Genomic DNA, 14,896 nt, shown 5'->3' with positions numbered 1-14,896 from the left:
CTCCGCTTCCAGCATCTTGCGGAGGTCTTCGAGGCTGGCCGCCTGCGGCGAGCGGCGCACGAGCACCCGCTCGTCACGGAACGTGCCGTCGGCGGTGATCGGCGTGTTGGCCTGGGCGACGACGTAGTTCTCCTCCTCGTCGGCCGCCATGTAGACGATCTCGTCGGAGACCTTGCCGTTGACGACCTTGCGGTACGGGCTCTCGATGAAGCCGAACTCGTTGACCCTGGCGAACGTCGACAGGCCGCCGATGAGGCCGATGTTGGGGCCTTCGGGTGTCTCGATCGGGCACATCCGGCCGTAGTGGCTGAAGTGGACGTCGCGGACCTCGAAGCCGGCCCGTTCCCGGGACAGACCACCCGGCCCCAGGGCCGAGAGGCGGCGCCGGTGGGTCAGGCCCGACAGAGGGTTGACCTGGTCCATGAACTGGGACAGCTGGCTGGTGCCGAAGAACTCCTTGATCGCCGCCACCACCGGGCGGATGTTGATCAGGGTCTGCGGCGTGATGGCCTCGACGTCCTGGGTGGTCATGCGCTCGCGCACGACCCGCTCCATGCGGGACAGGCCGATGCGGACCTGGTTCTGGATCAGCTCGCCCACCGACCGGATGCGGCGGTTGGCGAAGTGGTCCTGGTCGTCGAGCCGGTAGCCGGGCTCGGCGTTCACCAGGTGCAGGAGGTAGGTGGTGGCGGCCAGGATCTCGCCGCGCGACAGCACCGACTGGTCCGGGGCGTCGTCGCCGTCCGGGCCCACCTCGGCGGTGCGGACCGGGCGGTCCAGCTCCAGCATGGGGAAGGTCTGCTCCAGCCAGTCCAGCTCGTGGCCCAGCTTGCGGTTGAGCTTGTAGCGGCCGACGCGGCTGAGGTCGTAGCGGCGGGGCTCGAAGAAGGCGTTGCGGAAGTAGGCCTTGGCCGACTCGGCCGAGGGGGGCTCGCCCGGGCGGGCCCGCTTGTAGATCTCGATCAGCGCCTCTTCCTGGGTGGGCGCCAGGTCGCGGTCCTTCTCCCACTGGCCCTCGAGGAAGTCGAACTCGCGGACGAAGGCCTCCAGGAAGCCGGGGGCCTGCTCCTCGTCGTAGCCCAGGGCCCGGAGGAGGACGAACAGGCTGAGGCGGCGCTTGCGGGCCACCCGGGTGCCGGCGGTGACGTCCTTGCCGGGCTTCTGCTCGACGTCGAACTCGATCCACTCGCCCCGGTAGGGGTGGATGGTGCCGGTGACGAGCTGGTGCTTGGCCAGGTTGCGGAGGCGGAACCGCTCACCGGGCTGGAAGATGACGCCGGGCGAGCGGACCAGCTGGGACACCACGACCCGCTCGGTGCCGTTGATGATGAAGGTGCCCTTCGACGTCATCATGGGGAAGTCCCCCATGAACACCGTCTGCTCCTTGATCTCGCCGGTGTTCTGGTTCATGAACCGGGCGCGCACGAAGATCGGCGCCGCGTAGGTCATGTCCTTCTCTTTGCACTCCTCCACCGTGAACTTCGGCTCGGGGCGCAGGTCCTCGTCGTCGGGATCGAACTCCAGCTCGAGCTGGAGGGTCTCGGTGAAGTCCTTGATGGGGGAGATGTCCCGGAAGGTGTTGGCCAGGCCGTTGGCCAGGAACCAGTCGAACGACGTCCGCTGGATGGCGATGAGGTCAGGGAGCTCCAAGACCTCGTCGAGGTTCGCGAAGGAATAGCGGTCCCGGATGGTGGGTCGGGCAGACAAGGCCTCTCCTCGGAGCTGAGGGGTGATCACGCGGCGCGGGCCGTGCTGGCGCGCTGGTTCCCGAGGCCGAGGGACGGGGGAACGAGGCGGACAGTCACGGCAACGGACCACACTAGGGGTCGACGCGCATCGAGAGCAACCCGTGCTCGCTGAAGGGGAACCGGCCAGAGCCGGCCCCGAGGTTCCGCGCAGGGTAAGCGTCCCCACCCGGAACGTCAAGGATCGACTGCGGCGGGAGCGGGGTCAGCAGGAGGGGGGGCCGTCGTCGGGGCGCAGGACGGCGGTGACGCCGTCGACCTGGATGGCCGAGTTGGCCGGGGTGGTCACCGCCACCAGCACCCGGCCGCCGGGCGGGATCGGAGCACCGGCCCGGCCCGGGAGGAAGGTGAAGACGGCGGCGCAGCGGGCGCCGGTCGGCACGTAGGCCGTCCCCGTGGCCTCGCCCACCGCCCCGGCCAGCACCGGCGCGCCCCCGGCCCGGCGGATCCGGTAGGTCATGGCCGGGGCCACCTCGCCCTCCAGCAGGCCGACGGCGTCGACCAGGTAGGGCCGGCCGGGCTCCACCTCGGCCACCACCGCGTCGCCGAGGCGGTCGAACGGGCGGTAGAGGCTCCGCTCGAAGTCGTCGGTGGGGGTGGCGACGGCCACGACCACCGCCACGGCCATGGCCGCCACCAGCCCGGCCGGGCCGACCCACGGCGGCAGGGCCACCGTCCGGGACCGGGACCGGCCCTGGCCCGCCTGGTGGGCGTCGGCACCGGGGGCTCGGGCCTCGACCACGGCTCGCACCCCGGCCAGCCCGGCCACCAGCCACACCAGGAGGCCCCAGGCCACCAGCCACCGGAGCGAGTAGCTGATGGTCAGGATGCGGAGGTCGTCAGGGGTCTGGGCCGCCGCCGCCCACGCCCCCAGGCCCATGGCCACCAGCAGCCCGGCGGCCACCGGCGTCGACCGGTCGCGGCGGCGGGCGGCCAGGGCCGCCAGGGCGACCAGCACCAGCAGGAGGGCGCCGGCCGAGAGCACGGCCAGCGAGCTCCACGAGCCGGGCACGCCGGCCACCACCTCGAACGGCGTCTCCACCGGGCCCAGGAAGCGGGGCACGAGGCCCACAGCCCCGGCCACGAAGCGGGCCGCCGGCCCCCATCCCATGGTGCTCGGCACCTCGCCCGACGACCCGAGCAGGACCTGGAGGTTCCCGGGCCGGTTGGTCAGCTGCTGGAAGGCGGGCAGCGCCCAGCACACCCCGAAGACGGCCAGGCCGGCCAGGAACCACCGCCCCGCCCCGCCCCGGGGCGCGTCGACGGATCCGGCGCTCCCGTCGACGGTGGCCCGATCGGTGTCGCCGGCGTCGCCAGGGCGGACGGCCGCTGGAGAGTGACCGGTCGTCCCGGACGGGACCTCGGCCGGGCGAGCGGATCCGGACCGGCGACCGCGACGTTCCGCAGCGAGGCCCGCTTCCGGGCCCTGGTCCCCGGCCGGGCGAGCGGATCCCGAGCGACGACCGCGCCCCCAGGCCAGGGCCGGTCCGGCGAAGCCGGCCGCGGTGGCCAGGGCGACCACGCCGGCGGCGGGCACGGCCACCCCCAGGTGGACCTGCCCCAGCAGCGACCCGACCAGGGCCAGCGCCGGGAACAGGCGGCGCTCCCCCACCCCCACCGACCACCCCAGGAAGAACAGCAGGACCATGGGGGCCAGGCCCAGCGACGGGTTCCAGATGGCGGCCAGGTGCACGGGGTCGATGGCCCGGGCCACCACCACCAGCCCCACGGCCACCAGGGCGGCGAAGGCCGGGCCGGCCCGGCGCCAGGCCAGGACGACGGACCCGACGGTCGAGGCCACGGCCACGGCGGCGGCGGTGACGGCGGGCGCCCACAGGGGCCCGAGCCGGGCCGGCAGGGCGATGACCCAGTACCCCATGGGCCCGGGGCTGCGGGCCAGGGGGCCGTCGCCGGTGACGGTGCTGGCCTGGCCCAGCTGGGGGCTGCGGCTGGTGAGCACGTCGTAGGCCCGGGTGGCGATGAGCCCGTGGTCGCCGACGGGCACCCAGCCCCAGCGGACCACCCGCCAGCCGGCCAGGGCGGCGGGCAGGGCCGCCACCAGGCCCAGCGCCAGCGCCCACCCCCAGGACGGCGGGCGGTCGCGCTCACCGTCGTCCGGTCCCGTCACGGGGGTCGGTTCTACTCCACGCCCCCGCCCCCCGACGAGACCGCCGTCACCAGCGCAAGGCCCCACCGTCGATCGGCGCCGCCAGCGGATCGACGCCGGGCGGGCGGGACCGCGCCCGGGCCACCCGCCACGGTGGCTCACGCTCGCCCACCCGCCGGGCGCGCCACGGGCGGGGCGTCGCCTGGGTGACCAGGGGACGCCCCGCCCGTGGGGCGGCTGTCGGGTCGAGCGACCCGGAGCGACTACTTGAGCTCGACGCTGGCGCCCTCGGCCTCGAGGGCCTCCTTGGCCTTCTGGGCCTCGTCCTTGGCCACCTTCTCGAGGACGGCCTTGGGGGCGCTGTCCACGAGGTCCTTGGCCTCCTTGAGGCCCAGGTTGGTGAGGCCGCGGACGGCCTTGATGACGCCGACCTTCTTCTCGCCGGCCCCGGTCAGCACGACGTCGAACTCGTCCTGCTCCTCGGCGGCGGCGTCGCCACCGCCACCGGCGGGGGCGGCGGCCACGGCCACGGGGGCGGCGGCGGTCACGTCGAAGCGGTCCTCGAACGCCTTCTTCAGCTCCGAGAGCTCCAGCACGGTCATGCCGGCGATGGCATCGAGGATGTCGTCGGTGGAAAGGGTGGCCATGGTCAGTTCTCCTCAGTTGCGGCCGCGTCGGCCGGGGTGTCGGTCCCGGCGTCGGCCGGTGGGGTGTCAGGGGTGTCGGCCGCGGGGGCCTCGGTGGCCGAGTCCTCGGCCGGGGTGGTCTCGTCGGCGGCCTCCGGAGCGGAGGCCTCCGGGGCCGGGGCGTCGGCCTCCGGCGCATCGGTGGGGGCTCCGGGGGCGCCGCCGGCCTCGATCAGCGCGTTCAGGGCGTAGCTGAAGCTGCGGGGGACGGCGTCGAGCAGGCTCGCCATCTGCTGCATCGGGGCCGCGAACAGGCCGGCGATCTGGGCCAGCATCTGGTCGCGGGGGGGCAGGTCGGCCAGGGCGGTGATGTCGTCGGCGCCGACGACGGCGCTGCCCAGCAGGCCGCCCTTGACCACCAGCGCCGGGTTGGTGCGGGCGTAGTCGCGGATGGCCTTGGCCACGCCGGCCACGTCACCGTCCACGAAGGCGATGGCCGTGGGGCCGGTGAGGAGGTCGTCGAGCTCCAGGCCCCGCTCGCGGGCAGCGAGGCGCACGAGCGTGTTCTTGTAGATCTTGTAGGTGCCACCGGCGGTCCGCAGGGCGGCCCGGAGCTCGGCCATGGCGGCCACGTTCAGGCCGCGGTACTCGGTGAGCACGGCGGCCTCGGCGGCGTCGAAGCGCTCGCCGACCTCGGTCACGACGGCGACCTTGTCAGCACGGGGTTCGTCCACGGCACCTCCTCTCTCTGTCGGCGCCCCGGGGGGCGCTCACGGTTGACGCCATGCAGGCGCGAACACCGGGAGAGGGACGTGGTCCCCCGCCTCACCTGGCGGACGTCGGTCCATTCAGCACCCGGGGGCGCACCAGAGGTCTTCGGCGAGCGATGACTCGATCAGTTGAACCCGGGCACGCTACCGGCCGCCCGAGCCCGGGGTCCAGCCCGCGGTCAGTCCTCCTCGGGCTTGATGCGGGTGGGGTCGATCTTGACGCCGGGGCCCATGGTCGAGGCCAGGCCGACGCGCCGGAGGTAGCGGCCCTTGGACGAGGCCGGCTTGGCCCGGTGGAGCTCGTCCATGACGGCCCGCACGTTGGCCAGCAGGGCGGGGGGCTCGAAGCTGGCCTTGCCCACCTGGACGTGGACGTTGCCATAGCGGTCGGTGCGGTACTCGACCTTGCCGCCCTTGAAGTCGGCGACGGCCTTGCCGACGTCGGTGGTGACGGTGCCGGTCTTGGGGTTGGGCATCAGGCCCCGGGGGCCGAGCACCCGGCCCAGGCGGCCGACGGTGGGCATCATGTCGGGGGTGGCGATGGCGACGTCGAAGTCGAGCATCCCGCCCTCGACCTGGGAGGCCAGGTCGTCGGAGCCGACCACGTCGGCCCCCGCGGCCTGGGCCGCCTCGGCGGCGTCGCCGGTGGCGAACACGGCGACCCGCACGTCCTTGCCGGTGCCCGACGGGAGGGCGACGGTGCCCCGGACCATCTGGTCGGCCTTGCGGGGGTCGACCCCGAGGCGCACGGCCAGCTCGACGGTCTCGTCGAAGTTGGCCGTGGCCAAGGTCTTGACCAGGTCGACGGCCTCGTCGGCCGGGTGGAGACGATCGCGGTCGTACCGCTTCGTCGCGTCGGTGTAGCGCTTGCCCTTCGCCATGGTGGCTCCCTCTTCTGGAACGGCCCGGGGCGAGGTCCTCCCCGGTGCCTGGTTGGATGGTGGTATTCGGCCGGCGGCCGCCGGTGGGGTGAGGTCAGACGACCTCGAGGCCCATGGAGCGGGCCGTGCCCTCGACCTGCTTGACGGCGGCGTCCATGTCGAGGGCGTTGAGGTCGGGCAGCTTGGTCTCGGCGATGGAGCGCACCTGGGCCGCGGTCACCTTGCCGGCCCCGTCCCGCCCGGGGGTCTGCGACCCCTTGGGGATGCCGGCCGCCTCCCGGAGGAGCACCGGGGTGGGCGGCGTCTTGGTGATGAAGGTGAAGGACCGGTCCTCGTAGACGGTGATCTCGACGGGGACGATGGTGCCCCGCTGGGACTCGGTCTGGGCGTTGTAGGCCTTGCAGAAGTCCATGATGGCCACGCCGTGCGGGCCCAGGGCGGTGCCCACGGGGGGGGCCGGGTTGGCCTGCCCGGCGGGGATCTGGATCTTGACGACGGCCAGGACCTTCTTCTTGGCCATGGGTGCTCAACTCCTGGTGGTGGGCGGCAGCGATGCGGCCCGGACGATGCGGCCCGGACGATGCGATCCCGGTCGCGGCGGTGAGGCCGGCGCCGGGGGGACAGGACAGGGTACGGGGCGGGCGGCGGCGGGCGCCACCCAGCGGCCCGGGCGGGGCCGCCTGGCCTAGAACTTGGCGACCTGAGAGAAGTCGAGCTCGACCGGGGTCTCCCGGCCGAAGATGTCGACCAGGACCTTGACCTTGAGCTGGTCCTCGTTGATCTCCACGATCTCGCCCGAGAAGTTGGCGAAGGGGCCTTCCTTGACCCGGACGGTCTCGCCCAGCTCGTGCTCGAGGCGGGCCCGGCCCTTCTTGGCCGAGGGCTCCTCGCTGTCGACCTTGATCGAGAGGAAGGTCTCGACGTCGCGGCGGGGCAGCGGGGAGGGCTTGTTGCCGGCACCGACGAAGCCGGTGACGCCGGGGGTGTTGCGGATGACGTACCAGGAGTCGTCGTCCAGGAAGCAGCGCACCAGCAGGTAGCCGGGGAACATCTTCTTCTGGACGACCTGCTTCTTGCCGCCCCGGATCTCGACGACGTCCTCCATGGGGATGACGACCTCGTGGATGCGGCCCTCCATGTTCATGGAGGAGGTGCGGGCCTGCAGGTTCTGCTGGACCTTCTTCTCGTAGCCGGACTGGGTGTGGACCACGAACCAGCGGCCGGGCCGGTCGTACGGGCTCTCGACGGGGGCGGCGTCCTCGATGAGGTCCTCGGCGTCGACCACGTCCCCGGGCTCGGAGGCGCCCTCGGGTGCGGCGTCGGAGGAGACCTCGCCGGTCTCGGGGTCGACGTTCGTCGGGGCGGGGGCCTCGGTGGCCGTGGCCCGGGGCTCGCCGGGGTCGGTGGCCGGGAGGTCGGTCTCGCCGACGGAGGGGGCGATGGTGCCCGGCGTCTGGGTGTCGAGAGCCGGGGTGTCGCCCTTGCCCTCTGTGGGGTCGGAGCCGCCGGCCTCGGGATCGGAGTCGGTCAGGAAGCTCACCGGTGCGCGCTCCAGCGGTTGGGGGAGGTGGCCTGCTGCGTCCGCGGGTGGCAGCGGCTGGTGTCGGTTGCTCGGCGGGCGCCGACGGCGGGGACGGGGCGGCGGTGGTCGGTCCGCCCGCTCATGCGTCGTAGATCCACAGGATGGCCTTGGACAGGCCGAAGTCCACGCCGGCGATGAGGGCGGTCATGATCACGATGGTGACGAACACGATGACCGAGTAGTTGAGGGTCTCGGCCCGGGTCGGCCAGTTGACCTTCCGCATCTCGCCCCGCACCTCGCGCACGAACTGGCGCGGCTTGGTGCGCTGCTCCTTGGGCTTGGGCGCCTGCGGGGCCCGACGGGTCGCCTTGGGCGTGCCGTCGGCGTCGATCTCCCCCTGCTTCTGGAGGAGCCGCTTCTGTTCTCGGTTCATCGCCATCGGAAACACCTGACGAGCAAGTTGTGGGTGGAAGGCGGGACGTGCGGTCCCGCCGTGGGCCGGGAGGCTGACGCACCGCGGCTGACCAGGGCGCGTGCCGACGGCGGCCGGTACGAACCCGGCAGACAGTAGCAACCAGGAGCCCCGACTCCCACTCGCCCCCCCGCCCGGTCGCTGTCCCCACAGATCGCGCATAGGGGGCAACGGCTGACATGTTCTACTGCTCCGCGTCGTCAGTGGATGGGTTCCGCTGTGGCGGGGCGACACCCTCTACTGAACGGAGACAGTGCGATGAGAAGCACGACGCGCCGCCGCACCCTGGTGGCTGCCCTCACGGTGATCGGGTGCCTCCTGGCAACGGCCAGCCCCTCCCCAGCAGCGACAACAACCTTCTACACCCAGGCCGGAACGTTGGATCTCGATATCGATGGCGATCCCGAGGATGAGGTCGTGATAGAGGTCGGAGGCGAGGACCACACATGTGAGGATCCCGAGCAGACGAATGAGTTCATCGTCGACGTCACCGAAACGATGACCACCGTCGAGGAGGCAAGGATCGGAACGGCAAGTGAGAACGGCTACTACGCGACCTTCTTCGACTTCGGGGGCAACGAGTACCAGCTCGATATTCGGATCGGCGACCCAGACGAACTCGGATTCGGGACAAACACAGGCACCATCACCGGAACCCACCCAAACCAGCAGATCACCCAACACGCCCTCTTCGAAGGTCTCATCCATACCACGACCAATTGTGAGAAGGGTCAAACCATCTGCCATTTTGCCGTCGAATTTATAGTCTCCGGCGCCTACAACAACACAACGATGCACGTCGGACCCCTGAACGGGGGTGGCAACCCGGCGGTCGACTTTTGCGAAAGCCCCTTCGCATCCATAGGCAGCGGATCCGTGACGGCGACAGGTCTCACATTTGATGATTCCCCGCCTGTCTGAATACGGAGCACGTTTGACATCCAGCGTTTCGACGGCTGCGGACCATCACCTTCCCTCGTCAACGGCGAAGAGAAGGCGGCGGTTCTAGGGTGGGTGATGAGACGATGGGACTTGCGGCGCTGGCCGCAGCGGTAGCGGCGGCCAGCGCCAGCGCCAGCGCCAGCGGTATAGCGCCCGCCTCCGGTCAGGGGGAGCAGATGGCACGCGCTTCCGCCCTCCAAGAGAGCGAGCACCTCGGCGACGAAGGTCAATAGATTGGCCTGCGACTCGTCTCCGCCCTTGCAACATTCGAGGTTCGCGCATGGTAAGCAAGGGCTGCTGTGTTCCACTGCGGGGGTCGTCAGTGGTGAACATCCATCGGCCGGGCGACATCCACAGAACGGAGAACCCCGATGAGAAGACCAATGTACAGCCGCCTTCTGATGGCGGCCATCTCAGGACTCGCATGCCTCATGGTGACCGCCGTTCCATCCGCCGCGACGACAACAACCTTCTACACCCAGAGCGGCACGATGGACCTCGATATCGACGGCGATCCCACTTATGAGATCGTGATTGAGATCGGAGGCGAGGACCACACATGTGAGGACCCCGAGCAGACGAACGAGTTCATCGTCGATGTCACCGAAACGATGACCACCGTCGAGGAGGCCAGGATCGGAACGGAGAAAGAGGATGGCTACTACGCCTCCTTCTTCGACTTCGGAGGCAACGAGTACCAGCTCGATGTTCGGATCGGCGACCCAGACGAACTCGGATTCGGGACAAACACAGGCACCATCACCGGAACCCACCCAAACCAGCAGATCACCCAACACGCCCTCTTCGAGGGCCAGATCTACCAGACCTCAGGCTGCGAGAAGGGCACCCAAATCTGCCACTTCGCCATCGAGTCCACAGTCACCGGCGCCTACAACAGCACAACCATGCACGTCGGCCCCCTCAACGGGTCCGGGACCCCCATGGTTGACTTCTGTGACTCGCCGTTCTCCGCCCTGGCGAGCAGCGGCGTCACATTCACAGGCCTTACATTCGACGACACCCCGCCCATCTGACCCACAGCCACCCCACGAGCGCGAAGGGGCCTCGCCCGGCACACGGGGTCCTCTTCGATCAGGCGACCAGCGGCTCAGCCAGCGAGAGGGAGGCGGCGGTTCTTGGTGCGGGTGACGAGGACGATGGCGCCAGCGGCACTGGCCGCCGCGGTGGCGGCGGCCAGGCCGCCGATGTAGGCGGCCCGTCGGCCGGTCAGGAGGGAGCGGATGACGTGGCGCTCGCCAGCTTCCTCGATGTGGGCCAACACCTCGGTGACCAGGCCGGGCGCCGGCTCCAACACCTCGGTGCGCAGAGAGCGGAGAGCCCGCAGCACCCGCCGGTGCTGGACCAGGTCAGCCTGGCAGCGCAGGCAGGTCTCCACATGGTCCCGGGCGGCCCGGTCCAGGGCCGCGGGATCGGACGCCGCCGCGGCCAGGTGCTGGCCCAGGTCGGCGCACGCCGCCCCCGCCTGGGGAGTGGCCACCTGGCGCGGGCTCACGGCGCCCCCTCGATGTCGTCGGGCTCCCGCCCCGGGAACAGGCGCTCCTTGAGCTTCTTGCGGGCCCGGTGGAGGCGGACCTTGGCCGCCGACTCGGAGATGCCCAGCTCGGCGGCGATGGCCTCGTGGGGGAGGTCGTACACGTCGCGCAGGATGACCACGGCTCGCAGCTTGGGCGGGAGCTCGTCGAGGGCGCCGTTCACGCGGTGACGCAAGTCGGCGGCATCGGCCTGGGCCTCGGGGTCGAGCTCGGGCCGGGTGTCGACCACGACCAGGTCCTCGAGCAGCTCGTCGTGGCGGTGCCGGCGGCGCCGGCCCACCTGGGTGGAGGCGCAGTTGGCGGTGATGCGGTACATCCAGGTCGAGAACCGGGCCTCGCCCCGGAAGCGGTCGAGGGACCGGTAGGCCCGGAGGTACGCCTCCTGGACCACGTCGCGGGCGTCGTCGTCGTTGCCGGTGAGCCGGCGGGCCAGGGTGTAGGTCTCGACGTGGGTGGCGGTCACGAGGTCCTCGAAGGCTTGGTCGTCGCCGGCCTGGGCCCGGGCCACGAGGGCGGCCATCGCCTCGGGGTCCGTGCGAGGGGCGCGCCCGGGGGGTCCGGGGCTGGTGCCGGCGCCGGTCACCATCGAGGTGTCAGACCCCCGGGGAGGGGTGCTCGTTACCCACGGGATCCCTAGCGGGTCTCCTTGTGGACCGTGTGGGAGCGCTCCCAGCGGCAGTACTTCTTCATCTCGATGCGCTCGCGGTCGTTGATCTTGTTCTTCGTCGTGATGTAGTTGCGCCGCTTGCACGACGTGCACTCCAGGGTGACGTGCACCCGCTTCTCGTTCTTGGCCATCGGGCTCTGCTCTCTACTTGGTGATCTTGGTGACGCGGCCGGCGCCCACGGTGCGGCCACCTTCACGGATGGCGAAGCGGAGACCCTCGTCCATCGCGATCGGGTGGATCAGCTCGACGGACATCTCGGTGTTGTCCCCGGGCATCACCATCTCGGTGCCCTCCGGGAGACTGATCGTGCCGGTGATGTCAGTGGTCCGGAAGTAGAACTGCGGCCGGTAGTTCCCGAAGAACGGCTTGTGCCGGCCACCCTCCTCCTTGGTCAACACATACACCTGACCGGTGAAGTCGGTGTGCGGCGTGATCGAGCCGGGCTTGGCCAGCACCTGACCCCGCTCCACGTCCTCCTTCTTCGTGCCCCGCAACAAGGCACCGATGTTGTCACCGGCCTGGCCCTGATCCAACAACTTGCGGAACATCTCCACACCCGTGCACGTGGTCTTCTGGGTCGGGCGGATCCCGATGATCTCGACCTCGTCCCCGGTGTTGATCACACCCTGCTCGACCTTGCCCGTCACCACCGTCCCCCGACCCGTGATCGAGAACACATCCTCGATCGGCATCAAGAACGGCTTGTCCAGATCCCGCGTCGGCTCCGGGACGAACTCATCCACCGCCGCCATCAGCTCCAACACCCCCTGCGCCGCCTCCCCATCACCCTCCAACGCCTTGAGCGCCGAGACCCGCACGATCGGCGTGTCATCACCCGGGAACTCGTACTCGCTCAACAGCTCCCGGACCTCCATCTCCACCAGCTCCAACAGCTCCTCGTCATCCACCTGATCGACCTTGTTCAACGCCACCACGATCGACGGCACCCCCACCTGCCGGGCCAACAACACATGCTCACGGGTCTGAGGCATCGGACCATCCGTCGCGGCAACCACCAGAATCGCCCCATCCACCTGCGCCGCACCCGTGATCATGTTCTTGATGTAATCCGCGTGACCCGGCATATCCACCTGCGCGTAATGCCGGTTGTCCGTCTCATACTCAACATGAGAGATGTTGATCGTGATCCCCCGCGCCTTCTCCTCCGGCGCCTTATCGATCTCATCGAACGCCATCACCTGCACGTTCCCGTTCGCCTCCGCCAACACCTTCGTGATCGCCGCCGTCAACGTCGTCTTCCCATGATCGATGTGACCCATCGTGCCGACGTTCAGGTGCGGCTTGTTCCGATCGAACTTCTCCTTGGCCATGACTGCTCTCTTCTCTCGCGATGCTGGCTGGGGTCAGTCGCCGCGCACTCGGGCGACGATCTCTTCCTGGACGGACGCAGGGGTCTGCTGGTAGCTGTCGAACTGCATGGAGTAGGTGGCGCGTCCCTGCGTGCGGGAGCGCAGGTCGGTCGAGTACCCGAACATCTCCGAGAGCGGCACGTGGGCCCGAACGATCTGGCTGTTGCCCCGCTGGTCCATGCCACCGACGCGGCCCCGACGGGAGTTGAGGTCGCCGATGACGTCGCCCATGTACTCGTCGGGCGTGGTCACCTCGACCGACATGATCGGCTCGAGCAGCACCGGCTTGGCCTTGCGGAGGGCTTCCTTGAACGCCATCGAACCAGCGATCTTGAACGCCATCTCGGAGGAGTCGACGTCGTGGTACTTGCCGTCGGTGAGGACAGCCCGGACATCGACCGTCGGGTACCCGGCGAGCACGCCGGCGTCGAGCGACTGCTGGATGCCAGCGTCGACCGACGGGATGTACTCCTTGGGCACCCGGCCGCCGGTGATCTTGTCGACGAACTCGTAGCCGCCGCCCGGGCCCGTCGGCTCGAGGTCGATCGTGACCTCGGCGTACTGGCCTGAGCCACCGGTCTGCTTCTTGTGCGTGTAGGTGTGCTTGATCACCGGCTGGGTGATGGTCTCGCGGTAGGCCACCTGCGGCTTGCCGACGGTGGCGTCCACCTTGAACTCGCGGAGCATCCGGTCGACGATGACCTCCAGGTGGAGCTCGCCCATGCCGGAGATCACGGTCTGGCCCGTGTCCTCGTCGGTGCGGACCTGGAAGGTCGGATCCTCCTCCGAGAGGGCGAAGAGGGCCTTGCCCATCTTGTCCTGGTCGACCTTCGTCTTCGGCTCCACCGCTACGTGGATCACCGGCTCGGGGAACTCGAGGTTCTCGAGCACGATCTCCGACCCGGGGGCCGAGAGGCTGTCACCGGTGCGGGTGTTCTTGAAACCGATGCCGGCGGCGATGTCACCGGTGAACACCGCATCGACGTCCTCGCGGCTGTTGGCGTGCATCTGCAGGATGCGGCCGATGCGCTCCTTGTTGCTGTTCGTGGTGTTCACCACCGTGCCGCCCTTCTCGAGCGATCCCGAGTAGACGCGGAAGTAGGTGAGCTTGCCCACGTGGGGGTCGGTCATGATCTTGAAGGCCAGCGCGGCGAACGGCTCGCTGTCGTCGGCCTCGCGCTCCAGCTCCTCGTCGCCCTTCAGGTTCATGCCCTTGGTGGGGGGCAGGTCGAGAGGGCTCGGCAGGTAGTCGACGATGGCATCCAGCAGCGGCTGCACGCCCTTGTTCTTGAACGCGGTGCCGTTGAGGATCGGCACGATCTCGCCGCCGATGGTGCCGGCGCGGATCGCGGAGCGCAGGTCGTCGACGGTGATCTCCTCCTCGCCCACGTACTTCTCGAGGATGTTCTCGTCGAACGAGGAGAGCACGTCGATGAGGGCGTGGCGGTACTCCTCGGCCTGCTCCTGCAGCTCGGCCGGGATGTCGTTGACCTCCCACTTGGCGCCGAGCTCCTCGTCGAGCCACTCGAGCGCCTTCATCTCGACGAGGTCGATCACGCCCTTGTAGTTGCCCTCCGCGCCGATCGGCAGCTGGATGACGGCGACGTTGGCGCCGAGGCGCTCGTGGATCGACTCGAGGGCGGCGAAGAAGTCGGCGCCCAGGCGGTCCATCTTGTTGATGAAGCACATGCGGGGGACGCCGTACTTGTTGGCCTGCCGCCACACGGTCTCGGTCTGGGGCTCCACGCCGGCGACGCCGTCGAACACCGCCACCGCGCCGTCGAGCACGCGCAGCGAGCGCTCCACCTCGACGGTGAAGTCGACGTGGCCGGGGGTGTCGATGATGTTGATGTTGTGGTCACGCCACTGGCAGGTGGTGGCCGCCGAGGTGATCGTGATGCCGCGCTCTTGCTCCTGCGCCATCCAGTCCATGGTGGCCGCGCCCTCGTGGACCTCGCCGATCTTGTAGCTCTTGCCGGTGTAGTAGAGGATCCGCTCGGTCGTCGTGGTCTTGCCCGCGTCGATGTGGGCCATGATCCCGATGTTGCGGACTCGGTCGAGGGGATGGGTGCGCTTCTGGTCAGCCATTGCGTTCTCTCGGTGCATGGGAACGACCGGGCCGGGCCCGGTCGTCGTGGGAGCGCACCTCGGGGGCGCACCCCCTGGTGGTCGGGGGTTGCTGCCGCCTACCAGCGGTAGTGGGCGAAGGCCTTGTTCGAGTCGGCCATCTTGTGCATGTC

General features: G+C 69.8%; 15 protein-coding genes. 2 read left to right on the top strand and 13 right to left on the bottom strand.

The genetic code is table 11. From position 1 onward, the window contains the following. From VEW93_09075 to secE, 8 genes are all read right to left on the bottom strand, one after another. Positions 1-1,707: DNA-directed RNA polymerase subunit beta (locus VEW93_09075; GenBank protein HYI61941.1), on the bottom strand; the 1,707-nt coding region annotated here is incomplete at its 3' end. 243 nt (positions 1,708-1,950) lie between these two features. Beyond that, positions 1,951-3,873, bottom strand: a complete 1,923-nt coding sequence (locus tag VEW93_09070) for a hypothetical protein (protein HYI61940.1) — start codon at positions 3,871-3,873, stop codon at positions 1,951-1,953. A 242-nt stretch (positions 3,874-4,115) separates the two neighbouring features. After that, positions 4,116-4,499 (bottom strand): 50S ribosomal protein L7/L12, encoded by a 384-nt coding sequence (gene rplL, locus VEW93_09065; protein HYI61939.1) that lies wholly within the window; start codon positions 4,497-4,499, stop codon positions 4,116-4,118. 2 nt (positions 4,500-4,501) lie between these two features. Beyond that, a complete protein-coding gene (gene rplJ, locus VEW93_09060) occupies positions 4,502-5,212 on the bottom strand; it encodes a 50S ribosomal protein L10 (protein HYI61938.1) in 711 nt (236 codons plus the stop codon). Positions 5,213-5,427: 215 nt separating this feature from the next. Next, positions 5,428-6,129: a 50S ribosomal protein L1 gene (gene rplA, locus VEW93_09055; GenBank protein HYI61937.1), complete on the bottom strand. Its 702-nt coding sequence runs from the start codon at positions 6,127-6,129 to the stop codon at positions 5,428-5,430. Between the two features lie 94 nt (positions 6,130-6,223). Continuing rightward, entirely contained in the window at positions 6,224-6,649 is a 426-nt protein-coding gene (rplK, locus tag VEW93_09050; GenBank protein ID HYI61936.1) for a 50S ribosomal protein L11, read from the bottom strand. Between the two features lie 165 nt (positions 6,650-6,814). Continuing rightward, positions 6,815-7,393 carry a transcription termination/antitermination protein NusG gene (gene nusG / locus VEW93_09045; protein ID HYI61935.1) on the bottom strand — a complete coding sequence of 193 codons (579 nt, stop codon included), beginning with the start codon at positions 7,391-7,393 and terminating at the stop codon, positions 6,815-6,817. A 397-nt stretch (positions 7,394-7,790) separates the two neighbouring features. After that, positions 7,791-8,090, bottom strand: a complete 300-nt coding sequence (gene secE / locus VEW93_09040; protein HYI61934.1) for a preprotein translocase subunit SecE — start codon at positions 8,088-8,090, stop codon at positions 7,791-7,793. Between the two features lie 321 nt (positions 8,091-8,411). Between secE and VEW93_09035 the strand changes: the two genes are divergently transcribed. Further along, positions 8,412-9,044: a hypothetical protein gene (locus VEW93_09035; GenBank protein HYI61933.1), complete on the top strand. Its 633-nt coding sequence runs from the start codon at positions 8,412-8,414 to the stop codon at positions 9,042-9,044. Between the two features lie 422 nt (positions 9,045-9,466). Next, the gene (locus tag VEW93_09030; protein ID HYI61932.1) at positions 9,467-10,099 is read left to right on the top strand and encodes a hypothetical protein; all 633 of its coding nucleotides are present in this window, start codon (positions 9,467-9,469) and stop codon (positions 10,097-10,099) included. A gap of 74 nt (positions 10,100-10,173) precedes the next feature. Here VEW93_09030 and VEW93_09025 read toward each other — a convergent pair whose 3' ends face one another. The 5 genes from VEW93_09025 to fusA form a co-directional block, all read right to left on the bottom strand. Further along, positions 10,174-10,578 carry a hypothetical protein gene (locus VEW93_09025; protein ID HYI61931.1) on the bottom strand — a complete coding sequence of 135 codons (405 nt, stop codon included), beginning with the start codon at positions 10,576-10,578 and terminating at the stop codon, positions 10,174-10,176. Further along, complete coding sequence (locus VEW93_09020) at positions 10,575-11,138, bottom strand: RNA polymerase sigma factor (GenBank protein ID HYI61930.1); 564 nt, start codon at positions 11,136-11,138, stop codon at positions 10,575-10,577. Before VEW93_09020 ends, VEW93_09025 begins: the two co-directional genes overlap by 4 nt. Positions 11,139-11,251: 113 nt before the next feature. After that, complete coding sequence (gene rpmG, locus VEW93_09015) at positions 11,252-11,416, bottom strand: 50S ribosomal protein L33 (GenBank protein ID HYI61929.1); 165 nt, start codon at positions 11,414-11,416, stop codon at positions 11,252-11,254. Positions 11,417-11,429: 13 nt separating this feature from the next. Then, a complete protein-coding gene (gene tuf / locus VEW93_09010; GenBank protein ID HYI61928.1) occupies positions 11,430-12,617 on the bottom strand; it encodes an elongation factor Tu in 1,188 nt (395 codons plus the stop codon). A 33-nt stretch (positions 12,618-12,650) separates the two neighbouring features. Next, positions 12,651-14,744: an elongation factor G gene (gene fusA / locus VEW93_09005; protein HYI61927.1), complete on the bottom strand. Its 2,094-nt coding sequence runs from the start codon at positions 14,742-14,744 to the stop codon at positions 12,651-12,653. Positions 14,745-14,896: the final 152 nt, after the last annotated feature.

It is taken from the genome of Acidimicrobiales bacterium (assembly GCA_035630295.1).
GTDB lineage: Bacteria > Actinomycetota > Acidimicrobiia > Acidimicrobiales > Iamiaceae > Iamia.
Note: the sequence above shows the minus strand (reverse complement) of the source record. Positions and strands in the feature narration are given on the sequence as shown.